General features: G+C 72.3%; 11 protein-coding genes. 1 reads left to right on the top strand and 10 read right to left on the bottom strand.

Annotated elements, in window-relative coordinates:
- Positions 1-10 precede the first annotated feature (10 nt).
- Positions 11-625, top strand: coding sequence for a nucleoside/nucleotide kinase family protein (locus NH2_RS20525; protein ID WP_067656649.1), 615 nt, complete (start codon positions 11-13; stop codon positions 623-625).
- Positions 626-718: 93 nt separating this feature from the next.
- Here NH2_RS20525 and pdxS read toward each other — a convergent pair whose 3' ends face one another.
- The 10 genes from pdxS to NH2_RS20475 all read right to left on the bottom strand — a co-directional run bounded on the left by pdxS (position 719) and on the right by NH2_RS20475 (position 12,464).
- Positions 719-1,621 (bottom strand): pyridoxal 5'-phosphate synthase lyase subunit PdxS, encoded by a 903-nt coding sequence (gene pdxS, locus NH2_RS20520; RefSeq protein ID WP_281202047.1) that lies wholly within the window; start codon positions 1,619-1,621, stop codon positions 719-721.
- Positions 1,622-1,976: 355 nt separating this feature from the next.
- On the bottom strand, positions 1,977-3,020 hold the full coding sequence (locus NH2_RS20515) for an NUDIX hydrolase (RefSeq protein WP_067656850.1): 1,044 nt from the start codon (positions 3,018-3,020) through the stop codon (positions 1,977-1,979).
- Positions 3,020-4,144: a glycosyltransferase family 4 protein gene (locus tag NH2_RS20510; RefSeq protein WP_067656643.1), complete on the bottom strand. Its 1,125-nt coding sequence runs from the start codon at positions 4,142-4,144 to the stop codon at positions 3,020-3,022. Before NH2_RS20510 ends, NH2_RS20515 begins: the two co-directional genes overlap by 1 nt.
- Entirely contained in the window at positions 4,141-5,091 is a 951-nt protein-coding gene (locus NH2_RS20505; RefSeq protein WP_067656640.1) for a phosphatidylinositol mannoside acyltransferase, read from the bottom strand. Before NH2_RS20505 ends, NH2_RS20510 begins: the two co-directional genes overlap by 4 nt.
- 148 nt (positions 5,092-5,239) lie before the next feature.
- Complete coding sequence (gene pgsA / locus NH2_RS20500) at positions 5,240-5,911, bottom strand: phosphatidylinositol phosphate synthase (RefSeq protein WP_067656637.1); 672 nt, start codon at positions 5,909-5,911, stop codon at positions 5,240-5,242.
- 1 nt (position 5,912) lies between these two features.
- Positions 5,913-6,482 (bottom strand): ATP adenylyltransferase, encoded by a 570-nt coding sequence (locus tag NH2_RS20495; RefSeq protein WP_067656633.1) that lies wholly within the window; start codon positions 6,480-6,482, stop codon positions 5,913-5,915.
- 446 nt (positions 6,483-6,928) lie between these two features.
- Positions 6,929-8,983, bottom strand: a complete 2,055-nt coding sequence (gene thrS / locus NH2_RS20490) for a threonine--tRNA ligase (protein WP_067656847.1) — start codon at positions 8,981-8,983, stop codon at positions 6,929-6,931.
- Between the two features lie 159 nt (positions 8,984-9,142).
- The gene (locus NH2_RS20485) at positions 9,143-9,781 is read right to left on the bottom strand and encodes a (2Fe-2S)-binding protein (protein WP_067656844.1); all 639 of its coding nucleotides are present in this window, start codon (positions 9,779-9,781) and stop codon (positions 9,143-9,145) included.
- Positions 9,757-10,200, bottom strand: a complete 444-nt coding sequence (locus NH2_RS20480; protein WP_174552856.1) for a TIGR02611 family protein — start codon at positions 10,198-10,200, stop codon at positions 9,757-9,759. Before NH2_RS20480 ends, NH2_RS20485 begins: the two co-directional genes overlap by 25 nt.
- Positions 10,201-10,256: 56 nt before the next feature.
- Positions 10,257-12,464: a solute carrier family 23 protein gene (locus NH2_RS20475; RefSeq protein WP_067656627.1), complete on the bottom strand. Its 2,208-nt coding sequence runs from the start codon at positions 12,462-12,464 to the stop codon at positions 10,257-10,259.
- Between the last annotated feature and the right edge of the window lie 585 nt (positions 12,465-13,049).

Raw genomic sequence — 13,049 nt, 5'->3', positions numbered from 1 at the left:
AGATGGAGCCGTGCCTCGCTACGAACCGATCGGCCCCGGTGAGCTCGTCGCCCGGATCGCCGAGCGGGTGCTCGCCCGTGCGGGCCGCGCCGTCGTCGCGGTGGACGGCGCCGACGCCGCCGAACCGGAATCCCTTGCCGCCGAGGTTGTTTCGCATCTGCGCGAGGTCGGCCGAGCCGCGGCCTCGGTCCCACTGCACGGCTACGTGCGCCCCGCCTCCCTGCGGCTGGAGTACGGCCGCGACGACGTCGGCTCCTACCGCGACGCCTGGTTCGACTACGCGGCGCTGGACCGCGAGGTCCTGCGCGCCCTGCGCGAACGTGGCCGCTATCTCCCCGCGCTCTGGGACGAGGCCGCCGACCGCTCCGCGCGTGCGGCCATCCGGGACGCCTCGGCCGGCACCGTCCTCATCGTGTCCGGCCCCATGCTGCTCGGCCGCGGCCTCGCCTTCGACCACACCGTTCGCCTCGTACTGACCGAGCCCGCCCTGCTCCGCCGCACCCCGGAGGATCAGCGCTGGACCATCCCCGCGCTGCTCGCGCACGCCGCCGAGCACCCGGAGGAGCCGGATTTCGCCGTCCGCTGGGATCACCCCGGCAAGCCCGCGCTCCGCATCGCGGACTGAGCCCGAAGCGCCGTCCTCATGTGGCAGCGCGAGGCAGCGGGCCGCACCCGCCCGCTGCAGTTCGCCGCGCGGCAAATCAGCCTTCGGGGAAAATCACCAGCCGCGCTCGGCGAGGCGGTGGGGCTCGGGGATCTCCTCGACGTTGATGCCGACCATGGCCTCGCCCAGCCCCCGCGACACCTTGGCCAGCACATCGGGATCGTCGTAGAACGTGGTCGCCTTGACGATCGCCTCGGCCCGCTGCGCCGGGTTCCCTGACTTGAAGATCCCGGACCCGACGAACACACCTTCGGCACCGAGCTGCATCATCATGGCCGCGTCGGCGGGGGTGGCGATGCCACCGGCGGTGAAGAGCACCACGGGAAGCTTGCCGGTCTCGGCGACCTCGCGGACCAGCTCGTACGGCGCCTGCAGCTCCTTGGCGGCGACGAAGAGCTCGTCCTCGGGAAGCGAAGAGAGCCTGCGCAGCTCCTGGCGGATCTTGCGCATGTGGGTGGTGGCGTTGGAGACGTCACCGGTACCGGCCTCGCCCTTGGAGCGGATCATGGCCGCACCCTCGGTGATGCGGCGCAGCGCCTCGCCGAGGTTGGTGGCGCCGCAGACGAAGGGAGCGGTGAACTTCCACTTGTCGATGTGGTTGGCGTAGTCGGCGGGGGTGAGCACCTCGGACTCGTCGATGTAGTCGACGCCGAGGCTCTGCAGGATCTGCGCCTCCACGAAGTGCCCGATCCTGGCCTTGGCCATCACCGGGATGGAGACGGCGGCGATGATGCCGTCGATCATGTCGGGATCGCTCATCCGGGAGACGCCGCCCTGGGCGCGGATGTCGGCGGGGACCCGCTCCAGCGCCATCACCGCGACGGCGCCCGCGTCCTCGGCGATCTTCGCCTGGTCGGGGGTGACGACGTCCATGATCACCCCGCCCTTGAGCATCTCGGCCATGCCGCGCTTGACGCGGGCGGTACCGGTGGTCGGGGTGGATTCGGGGGTGGTCACGGCAAACTCCTGGGTCATATGCGCCAATCGGTCGGGGAACGTTTCCGATTCTAGGCGCGCCAGGCAGGCCACTTGATAGCCAGTCCGGCACCACTGGTCTGGTACCGGACCGACAGTTACAGCAACCCCGCCGCGATCGTGACGGCCGTTACAGCGGAGCGACGACCAGCAATTCGGCCCAATACGTCGCGGCGGCCGGGCCGATCAGCGGCGTCAGGAAATCGAAAAGCAGATACGACATGTGCTACCTCCACCTCTGCGCGCCCCCGATGACGCGCGTCCGTTCAGAGGTACCCGACCCTGGAAGCCGGGCACCCCACAGCCCCTCGATTGTGCAGCAGATCACAGGTATGTTTCAGCGGATCGAGCGCACCTCGGGCTCGTCGCCGCCATCGGCCACCGCCGCGGCCTCGGCGAGCAACTCGTCCAACTGGTACGGGTAGACGGTCTCGCCGGAACGGTCCAGTGCCACGATGTCGTCCGGCGCGCACCACTTGTTGCCGGAGATCGAGCGGCGCTCGACGAAGGTGAGCGAGGCGGGGCTGGGCTCGAAGGCGGGCACCCGGAGCACGTAGAAGAGCTCCTCGGCGCGAATGAGCTCGCCGTCGAAGGGGAAAACGGCGACCCGGCGCCAGATCGGGCCGCGCAGCGCGGCCGGGTCGGCGATGTGGCCGGTCTCCTCGTGCAGTTCGCGCACGGCGGCCTGGCGCAGCGTCTCCCCCGGTTCGACGCCGCCGCCGATGGTGAACCAGAACGCGGTCTCCGGGGTGCGCGGGTCGGAGCCGCGCATGAGCAGCACCCGGCCGGAGTGGTCGAGCAGCACGACGCGGGCGGAGGTGCGGCTGGTATCGACGGCGAGCCCGGTCGACGCGGCAGGGGTGGTGCGCTCGGGGATCTCGAAGTAGGTGGGCAGCGGGGCGGTGCCGCCGAGGTGCAGCCAGCGCACGGGGCGCCTGGTGCGCAGTGCGAGGGTGTCGCGCACGGCGTCGTTGTGGAAGCGGCGGGCGATGAGCACCCTGGCCTCGGCGTCGGCGAGTTCGGAGATGAGCTGCGGGCGCAGCTGCTCGATGTCGACCGCGGCGAGCGCGGCGCCGAGCCGGTTCTCCGCGGCCTCCCGCTCGCCGCGGTCGGCGCGCTCGGCCCGGCCTGCGAGCGCGGTGAGCCTGCGAGCCCGCTCGGTGACGGCGGGGTCGGAGACCGGGCCGGCGATGGCGAGCGCCACCGCCCGCGCGACCACCGCCCTGCGGGCCAGCGCGGATTCCAGCGCGGCCCAGGACTGGTCGTTGCGCACGTGCAGCCGATCCAGCCGGTTGGCGGTGGCGTAGGCCCACAGCGCCAGCGCGGCCAGCGCGGCGACGATGATCGCGAGGACCAGCACCGTGGTGGCGGAGAAGGTGATCATCCGGCGGCCCGCACTCCCTCGTCGCCGACGGTGACGGTCTCGTAGACCCGGAGGATCTGCTCGGCCACCACCGGCCAGTCGTACTCCCCGACCACCCGGCTCGCGGTCCGGACCAGCGCAGTGCGCCGATCCTCGTCGGCGAGCAGGTCGCCGAGCGCGGCGGCGAGCGCGGCGGCGTCACCGATGGGGACGAGCACCCCCGCGGCGCCGTCGCGCAGCACCCGGCGGAAGGCGTCGAGTTCGCTGGCGACCACGGCGGTGCCCGCGGCCATGGCCTCGATGAGGATGATGCCGAAGCTCTCGCCGCCCAGGTTGGGCGCCACGTAGACGTCGGCGCTGCGCATGGCGGCGGCCTTCTCGGCGTCGGAGACCTGGCCGAGGCAGTGCAGCCGGTCGGCGTGCGGCCCCGCCACCCGGCGCAGCCGCTCCTCGTCGCCGCGGCCGACCACGAGGATTCGCACGTCCGGGTGCCTGGCGACCAGCGCGGGGAGCGCGGCGAGCAGCACGTCCACACCTTTGCGCGGCTCGTCGTAGCGGCCGAGGAAGAGCACGGTGCCGCCGGGGCGCGGGTAGCCGGGCAGCAGCGGCGCGCGGGCGAAGGCCCCCACGTCGACGCCGTTCGGGATCTCGACGGCGTCCGAGCCGAGTGCCTCGACCTGCCAGCGCCGGGCCAGCTCGGAGACCGCGATCCGGCCGGTGATCTTCTCGTGGTAGGGCCGCAGCACGCCCTGGAACGTGCTCAGGACCAGGGATTTCGTGGTCGAGGTGTGGAAGGTGGCCACGATCGGCCCCTCGGCGATCTTGAGCGCCAGCATGGAGAGGCTTGGCGCGTTCGGCTCGTGGATGTGCAGCACATCGAAGTCGCCGGTCTCGATCCAGCGCCGGATCCGGGTGTAGGCCATGGGGCCGAAGGCGAGCCGGGCTACCGAGCCGTTGTACGGGATGGCGACGGCGCGGCCCGCGGAGACCACGAAATCCGGCAGCTCGGTCTCCTCGGCGGCGGGCGCGAGCACGCTCACCCGGTGCCCGCGCTCGATCAGCACCCGGGCCAGCTCGACGACGTGCGCCTGCACGCCGCCCGGCACGTCGAAGGAGTACGGGCAGACCATGCCGATTCTCATCGGGCCGCCTCGCCGGGGTGCCGGTCCGCCTGCGCGGCCGCGATCGCCGCGCGCCTGCGCTCGGAGAGGTCGCCTTCCCAGAGCGGTTGCAGCATGTGCCAGTCCGCGGGGTGTTCGGCGATGCCTGCGGCGAAGGAGTCGGCGAGGGCCTGGGTGGCGGCGGCGACGCCGTCGGCGGTGTCGATGGCGGCGCCGACGCGCAGCCCCCACGCCTCGGTGCCGTCCGCGGTCTCGCGGAACCAGAGGTGCACCGGGAGCAGGACGGCGCCGGTCTCGACGGCCAGCGCGGCCGGGCCGCCCGGCATCCAGGTGCGCTCGCCGAAGAAGGTGACCGGGACGCCGCGGCCGGTGAGGTCGCGCTCGCCGAGCAGGCAGACGATGCCGTTGTCCCGGAGCCGGGCGGCGAGCGTGGCGAAGGGGGGCTGTTCGCCGCCGGTGAGCGGGAAGATCTCGAAGCCGAGGCTCTCGCGGTAGGCGACGAAGCGTTCGAACAGGGATTCCGGTTTCAGCCGCTCCATGACGGTGCTTAAGCGGCCGTAGTTCTGCACCAGCCAGACTCCGGCCATATCCCAGTTGCCGGTGTGCGGGAGGACGAGCAGCATGCCCCTGCCGCGCTCGAGGGCGGCGTCCAGATTTTCCCGGCCCTCGACCGGGAGCAGCGAGGAGCGGCCGAGGGCGGCGTGGTCCATGGTGGGGAGCCGGAACGCCTCGCGCCAGTAGCGGGCGTAGGAGCGGACGGAGGCGCGGATCAGGTCGTCCGGGACCTCGGCCGGGGGGACGCCGAGGACGCGGGCGAGATTGCGGCGCAGTTGTTCCGGGCCGCCGCCGCGGGCGCCGCGGTCGGCGCCGATGCGGAAGGCGCTGCGCGCCAGCCCGTCCGGCAGGGCCCGGACGATGCGCCAGCCCGCCGCGTAGCCGAGCGCGGAGGCGCGCTCGCCGAAACTCATGCGGCACTCCCGAGCCGCCGGCGGCCGGGGGGCGTGCCGACGCCCGGCCCGGACCGGCGCAGGCTCCGGTCGACGGCGGTGCGACACTGCCCGCACCCCGCGGCCCCGGCGGACCGCCCGAGGCGGGCGCCGCCCGCGGCGGGCGCGCTCATCCGGCTTCCTGCGCCGGGGCGGCACCGGCAGGCGGGAGCAGGTCGCGGGCGCCCGGTGAGTTGCGCACCGCGAGCACCCGCTGGAAGACCGTGACGATGCTGAGCACCGCGAGGATCCACATGGCGACGTGCACCGCCCAGGTGAGCCACTCGATGCCCCAGTACCCGCCGATCCCGGTGAGCCCGGCGCCCACCAGCACGATGATGAGCCGGTCCGGCCGCTCGATGAGCCCGCCGTCGGCGGAGAGCCCGCTGGCCTCGGCGCGCGCCTTGGCGTAGGAGATGACCTGCGAGGTCACCAGCACCACCAGCGTCGCGGCGAACAGCAGCTTGCTGTCCTCGTGGAACACCGCCCACCAGGCCAGCCCGCCGAAGATGGCGCCGTCGGCGACCCGGTCGCAGGTGGCGTCGAGTACCGCGCCGTACCTGGTGCCGCCGCCCCTGGCCCTGGCCATGGCGCCGTCCAGCATGTCGAACATGACGAAGAGCCAGATCACCATGGTGCCCCAGAAGAGGTGACCGGCCGGGAAGAGCGTGACCGCCGCGGTGATGGTGGCGGCGGTCCCGAGCAGCGTCACCGCGTCCGGGGTGAGCCCGGTGCGCACCAGGGCGCGGCCCAGCGGGGCGGTGGCCTTGGCGAAGGTCGCGCGGCCGAAGAAGCTCAGCACCTCACTCGACATCCTTCGCGGCGGGCGCCGGGTTCTTCCAGGCGTCGGCGAGCAGCGCCCTGGTGTCGCGCAGCAGCTGCGGCATCACCTTGGCGCCGCCGATGACGGTGATGAAGTTGGCGTCGCCGCCCCAGCGCGGGACGACGTGCTGGTGCAGGTGGTCGGCGAGCGAGCCGCCCGCGACCCCGCCCAGGTTCAGCCCGACATTGAAGCCGTGCGGCGAGGAGACCCGCTTGACCGTGCGGATCGCCTCCTGGGTGAAGGCCATGAGCTCGGCGGCCTCCGCGTCGGTGAGATCCTCCAGCTTGGCGACCCTGCGATACGGCACCACCATGAGGTGTCCCGGGTTGTACGGGTACAGGTTGAGCACGGCGTACACCAGCTCGCCGCGCGCGATGACGAGGCCGTCCTCGTCGGTCATCAGCGGGATGTCGGTGAAGGGGTGCCCGGTCGAGCCGTTCCTCGGCGCCGCGGTGGCGGCCTCCGAGATGTAGGACATCCGGTAGGGCGTCCACAGCCGCTGCAGCCGATCCGGCTCCCCCGCCCCGCGCACGACGAACTCCTCGCTCACGCTCTGCCCATCCGGCGTGAGCGAGGGCCCTCCGTGGCCACGCTCCGCTCCCGCCTCCGGGCCTGACTCGCTCACGCTCTGCCCATCCGGCGTGAGCGAGGGCCCTCCGTGGCCACGCTCCGCTCCCGCCTCCGGGCCTGACTCGCTCACGCTCTGCCCATCCGGCGTGAGCGCGGGCCCTCCGTGGCCACGCTCCGCTCCCGCCTCCGGGCCTGACGCGCTCACGCTCTGCCCATCCGGCGTGAGCGCGGGCCCTCCGTGGCCACGCTCCGCTCCCGCCTCCGGGCCTGACGCGCTCACGCTCTGCCCATCCGGCGTGAGCGAGGGCCCTCCGTGGCCACGCTCCGCTCCCGCCTCCGGGCCTGACGCGCTCACGCTCTGCCCATCCGGCGTGAGCGCGGGCCCTCCGTGGCCACGCTCCGCTCCCGCCTCCGGGCCTGACTCGCTCACGCTCCCGCCTTCCGGACCTCGAACCCGTCCGCACTCGGCGAGGCGTTCTCCCGGCCTGCGATCCAGGCGAGGACGGTGGCGACGGCGTCGTCCACCGGGACTCCGTTCACCTGGCTCCCGTCGCGGAAGCGGAAGCTCACCGCGCCCGCGGTGACATCGCGCTCACCGGCGAGCAGCATGAAGGGCACCTTCTGCGCGGTGTGGTTGAAGATCTTCTTCTGCATGCGGTCGTCGGTGCGGTCCACCTGGGCCCTGACCCCGGCGTCGCGCAGCCGCTCGACCACCGCGTCCAGGTGCCCGGCGAAGGCCTCCGCCACCGGGATGCCGACCACCTGCACCGGGGCCAGCCAGGCCGGGAAGGCGCCGGCGTAGTGCTCGGTGAGCACGCCGAAGAACCGCTCGATCGAGCCGAAGAGCGCGCGGTGGATCATCACCGGGCGCTGCTTGCTGCCGTCGGCGGCGGTGTACTCCAGCTGGAACCGCTCGGGCAGGTTGAAGTCGAGCTGGATGGTGGACATCTGCCAGGTGCGGCCGAGCGCGTCCCTGGCCTGCACCGAGATCTTCGGGCCGTAGAAGGCGGCGCCGCCCGGGTCGGGCACCAGATCCAGCCCGGAGGCCGCGGCGACCTCGGCGAGAGTCTCGGTGGCCTCCTCCCAGATCTCGTCCGAGCCGACGAACTTCACCGGGTCCTTGGTGGAGAGCTCCAGGTAGAAGTCGTCCAGGCCGTAGTCGGCGAGCAGCCCGAGCACGAACTGCAGGGTGCTGGTCAGCTCCGCGTGCATCTGCTCCTTGGTGCAGTAGATGTGCGCGTCGTCCTGGGTCATGCCGCGCACCCGGGTGAGGCCGTGGATCACGCCGGACTTCTCGTACCGGTACACCGAGCCGAACTCGAAGAGCCGCAGCGGGAGCTCGCGGTACGAGCGGCCGCGGGAGCGGAAGATCAGGTTGTGCATCGGGCAGTTCATCGGCTTGACGTAGTAGTCCTGGCCGGGCTTGCGGACGGTGCCGTCCTCGTTGTACTCCGCGTCCAGCTGCATGGCCGGGAACATGCCGTCCCGGTACCAGTCCAGGTGGCCGGAGACCTCGAAGAGATGCCCCTTGGTGATGTGCGGGGTGTTCACGAACTCGTACCCCGCCGCCACGTGCCGCGCCCGCGAGTACTCCTCCAGCTCCTTGCGGATGATGCCGCCCTTCGGGTGGAAGACCGGCAGGCCGGAGCCGAGTTCGTCCGGGAAGCTGAAGAGGTCGAGTTCGAGCCCGAGCTTGCGGTGATCGCGGCGCTCGGCCTCGGCCAGCAGGTGCAGGTGCTCCTCCAGCGCCTCCGGCGATTCCCACGCGGTGCCGTAGATGCGCTGCAGCCCCTCGCGGCTCTGGTCGCCGCGCCAGTACGCGGCGGAGCTGCGGGTGAGCTTGAAGGCCGGGATGAACTTGGTGGTGGGGATGTGCGGGCCGCGGCAGAGGTCGCCCCAGATCCGCTCGCCGGAGCGCGGGTCGAGGTTGTCGTAGATGGTGAGTTCCTTGCCGCCGACCTCCATCACCTCGGGGTCGTCGATGCCGGACTTGTCGGAGATGAGCTCCAGCTTGAAGGGCTCGCCCGCCAGCTCCACCCTGGCATCCTCGACGTCGACCACGCGGCGGGCGAAGCGCTGGGCGCCCTTCACGATCTTCTTCATCCGGGATTCCAGCTTGGCCAGATCCTCCGGGGTGAACGGCCGGTCGACCCGGAAGTCGTAGTAGAAGCCGTCCTTGATCGGCGGGCCGATGCCGAGCTTGGCCTCGGGGAACTCCTGCTGCACCGCCTGGGCCAGCACGTGCGCGGCGGAGTGCCGGATCACGCTGCGGCCGGCCTCGGTGTTCGCGGCGATCGCCTCCACCTCGACGTCGGCCTCGGGAGCCCAGGAGAGATCCCTGAGCCCCTCGGCGTCGCGCACCACCACGATGGTGTCCGGGCCCTTGGTCGGCAGCCCCGCCTCGCGCACCGCGGCACCCGCCGTCGTCCCGGCAGGCACCCGGACGTGGGTGGCAGGACTGATCGGGGCTGAGATGGTCACGGCTGAGCTCTCCTCGGCGTCGTCGGGCACGGGTGTTTCCCGCCCCCGGGGCGGATCCCGCGTCGATACCGGGCACCCGTGTGCTCCGGCGCTGCCATGCTATCGGCACCGCCGCGCGGACGCGCCGACGGACACCGCGGCCGACGTTCCGCCGAGGAGTCAGTTCCCGGTGGTCAGTGCCGTCAGCAGCCGCTCGCGGTCGGCGGCGGGGCGCTTCGGGCAGCTCGTGCACATCTCGCAGCCTGGCGCCTCGAAGACCAGGCAGCAGGAGATCCGCTTGACGAAAGTGCGGCCGCCGACCTCCTGGAACCGCGGTGCGGGCAGTTTGCCGCCGACGTCGTGCGCGAGCGCCGCGGCGACGCCGGGCGCGCCCGCGTCGATCGCCCGGTTGCCGATGGCGTCGGCGACCACCGCCCAGAGCGCCGGGATGCCCGCGCCGGACGCCTGGGCGACGGTGGCGATCACCGAGGCCAGGCTGGCGCGCAGCGCCTGCGCCGCTGCCCTCGGCTCGGCGGGGTCGGCGGCGAGCTCCACCGTCTCGATGCCGCCGTCGGCGCGCACCGGGCAGCTGAGCCGATCCAGCTCGACGGCGGGCACCGCCGCGTGCGCCGCGTACGCCCCGACCACCGGCCGGACCAGGGCCGATGCCACCATGCACCACCACAGCGTGCCTGCGGCGCGACAGGAGCCGGTGCCCCAGCTCCGGCCCATCTCGGTGATCCGCGCGGTGACCCAGGCGGGGTCGCGCAGCGCGGCGCCCCCGACGGTCCCGGTCACTTCAGGGGACTGCGCAACCATGGCCACTCCACTCCGATCCAGCCGCCGACCAGCGAGAACGTATCCAGCACCCAGAGCGTCGCGACGACGATCAGGAAGGTGCCGAGCGCCGCGAGCGCGCGCACCAGCGGCCCGCGCGCCGAGAACCATGCCATGAATTGCCGGTACCGCTCGCGAAGCCACGCGAGGACACGCTGTGCCCAGGCGAATTCGCTGGCCAGGATACCGAGCCCGGCGAAGACGATGGCCCAGCCCGGCCCCGGGTAGGGAATGGCGACGATGCCGAGCGCCAGCACCGCGATCCCGGCCAGCGCGACCAGGATCCGGTAGCCCAGCTCGACACCGGGCCGCTCCGCGAGCCGGCGCCGCCAGGCGTACCTGTGCTCGCGCCCGGCGCGCGCCCGCGCGGAGTCATCGGGCGCGCGGGGGTCGGGATCGATGCTCACCAGCCCAGCGTACGAGCCCCGGGGGCGGCTCGGACGCCGGGCCGCGACCCCTAGGCCGGTTCGAGCGTGCGGCGCTCGCCGCTCTCGTCGATCCGCGCGATCCCGTCCTCGGTCACCTCGACCACCCGCGCGCTGGCGATGTCGAAGAAGAGCCCGGTCACCGTCGCGCCGCGGGCCAGCACCGCCGGGTGCGCGCGCAGCGTCTCCAGCTGCACGGCCACGTTCACCATGCTCAGCTGGTCGACCTCGCCGAAGCCCGCGGCGCGGGCGGCCAGCGCGACCGGGTGGCCGAGCCGGAACCGCTCCAGGCTGGGCGCGGCGTGCGCCAGCCAGGCACCGATCTCCGGCCCGGCCTGCGCGCCGGAGTGCAGCGCCTTCATGGCCCCGCAGGAGGAGTGGCCGCAGACGACGACGCTGCGCACGTCCAGTTCCTCCAGCGCGAAGAGCAGCGCCGCCTCCACCGACGGGTCGCCCGAGACCGGGACGAGGTTGCCGACGTTGCGCACGGTGAACAGGTCGCCGGGGCCGCTGCTGGTGATCACGTTCGGCACGATCCGGGAGTCGGCGCAGGTGAGGAAGAAGGAGTCCGGGTCCTGCCGGTCGCGCAGCTCGTCCAGGTGCGGCCGCACGACGTGCGCGTGGCCGCGGTGGTAGGCCGCGACGCCCGCGGTCACCTTGTCCTCCGGCGCCTCCTCGTGCCGCCACGGACCGAGGATGTCGTCCCAGACGGCGCGGCCGAGGCCGCGCGCGGGCGGCCCCGCGGTGGCGTCGGCCATCCGCGCGCTGCCGATCTCGACGAAGTGCACCGAGCCGCCGCCGTTCTCCTGCTGGCGCACCCACTCCTCCAGCGCCTCGTAGGCGGCGTGGTCGAGGAAGTCGACGGTCATCTCCACCGTGACGTCGGCGCCCGCGGGCACCTTGTGCAGCTCACCGGTGAGCCGGGGCAGCGCGAGGAAGGTGCAGGAGCCGTCGATCCGCACCACCCACTGCTCGGAGCCGGGCGCCTGCTGGGCGTGCACGTGGATCCGGACCACCCGCCAGAGCAGCAGCGCGAAGGCGAGCGCGAGCCCGATCAGCACCCCCTCCAGCAGGTTCAGGAAGACGACGCCGAGGATGGTCGAGGTGTAGACGAGCAGGTCGCCGGTGCGCTTGGCGAGCTTGATGTGCGCCAGCTTGACCAGCTGGATGCCGATCACGATGAGCAGCCCGGCCAGCGCGGCCAGCGGGATCTGCTCGACCAGCGAGGCCAGCACCACCGAGAAGACCAGCAGCCAGACGCCGTGCAGGATCGCCGAGGCCTTGCTGCGCGCCCCGGCCGCGACATTGGTCGCGCTGCGCACGATCACGCCGGTCACCGGCAGCCCGCCTGCCAGGCCGGAGAGCACGTTCGCCGAGCCCTGGCCGATCAGCTCGCGGTCGAAGTCGGTACGCCTGCCGTCGTGCATCTTGTCGATGGCGACCGCCGAGAGCAGGCTCTCCACGCTGGCGATCAGCGCGATGGTGAGCACCATGAGCGCGACCGCCGCCCAGCCGCCGTCCGGAATCTGCGGCAGCGCGATGGCGTCGAAGAGCGAGCCGTTCAGCACGATGCGCTCGACGTCGGCGGGCAGCACCAGCGAGAGCACGGTGGCGGCCACGACCGCGACCAGCGGCCCCGGCACCGCGGCTAGCCGCTTCGGCACCCAGCGCCAGCCGAGCATGATCGCGACGACGACCAGCCCGATGCCCGCGTCCCAGGCGTCCAGCGAGCCGATCTGCGCGGGCAGCTCGGTGATGTTGCGCCAGGCGCTGCTCTGCGATTCGCCGCCGAGCAGCACGTGCACCTGCTGTAGCGCGATGGTCAGGCCGATTCCGGCGAGCATGGCGTGCACCACCACCGGCGCCACCGCCAGCGCGGCCCGCGCCACCCGGCTCAGCCCGAAGACGATCTGCAGCACACCGGCCGCCACCCCGATGAAACAGGTGGTGCGCCAGCCGAATTGGTTGATCGACTCGGCGACCACCACGGTCAGCCCGGCCGCGGGGCCGCTGACCTGCAGCACCGACCCGCCGAGGAAGCCGGCGACGATGCCGCCGATCACCGCGGCGATGAGCCCGGCCTCCACCGGCGCGCCGGAGGCGACCGCGATGCCCAGCGAGAGCGGGAGGGCGACCAGGAACACCACGATGGAGGCGGGAACGTCGTGGCGCAGAACGGAATTCATGCGTTCGCGGAGCGCGGGGCGGCCGGGTGGAGCCAGATCGTTCTCGATTGCCATGTCTTCTCCTTCGCCCGACCCGGCGCGAGCCGGGGTCGGTTGACGATCACGATGTCCGACAGGGAGCACAGACCGCGAACCGGCAGTCGCGGTGGAGCGATGCCCCGGCGCTGCAACGGGCCGGGGTGTGATGAAAGCAAGGGTATTGGTGATGACTTAGCAAAACCTGAGAGATCCGCTGCCGGGCGGATTGCTACGCCACGATTCTGAAACTCTTGCGCTTCACCATTTTTCGCCGTCGGGCGAGAGCGGCGGGGCGACGTCGGTGTCGGTGAACATATTTCTCCTTCGCCAGGCCATGGGCCCGGTTCATCGGCGGAACATGTGCGGCATCGAACGCGCCGCGCGGTGGCGCGGCGCCCTTTGTGTACGTGACCGTAACGCTGAGGGTCGCCTCAATAGTAAAGATGGACCAAAGGGTATGGAAAGTCCCAGGTAGGTCGAATGGCGCACAGAATCAACCTGTGATCGTCCACATAGTGTCGAGCCCCCAGCAGGGGGAATGGCTCCCGGTTCGACAAAATCCGGCCGCTGCCGGGGCGCCTACCAGGGCCCGACCTCCGACTCCGCCGGGCATCCACCACC

Origin of the sequence: Nocardia harenae NBRC 108248, from assembly GCF_001612885.1 — a bacterium.
GTDB classification, from domain to species: Bacteria; Actinomycetota; Actinomycetes; order Mycobacteriales; family Mycobacteriaceae; genus Nocardia; species Nocardia harenae.
This window is presented reverse-complemented; position numbering and strand designations above follow the sequence as displayed.

Coding starts and splice junctions, on each gene's coding strand:
- NH2_RS20510 (WP_067656643.1), bottom strand. CDS start 4,144: ATGAGAATCGGCATGGTCTGCCCGTACTCCTTCGACGTGCCGGGCGGC.
- NH2_RS20505 (WP_067656640.1), bottom strand. CDS start 5,091: ATGAGTTTCGGCGAGCGCGCCTCCGCGCTCGGCTACGCGGCGGGCTGG.
- NH2_RS20485 (WP_067656844.1), bottom strand. CDS start 9,781: ATGGTTGCGCAGTCCCCTGAAGTGACCGGGACCGTCGGGGGCGCCGCG.
- NH2_RS20475 (WP_067656627.1), bottom strand. CDS start 12,464: ATGGCAATCGAGAACGATCTGGCTCCACCCGGCCGCCCCGCGCTCCGC.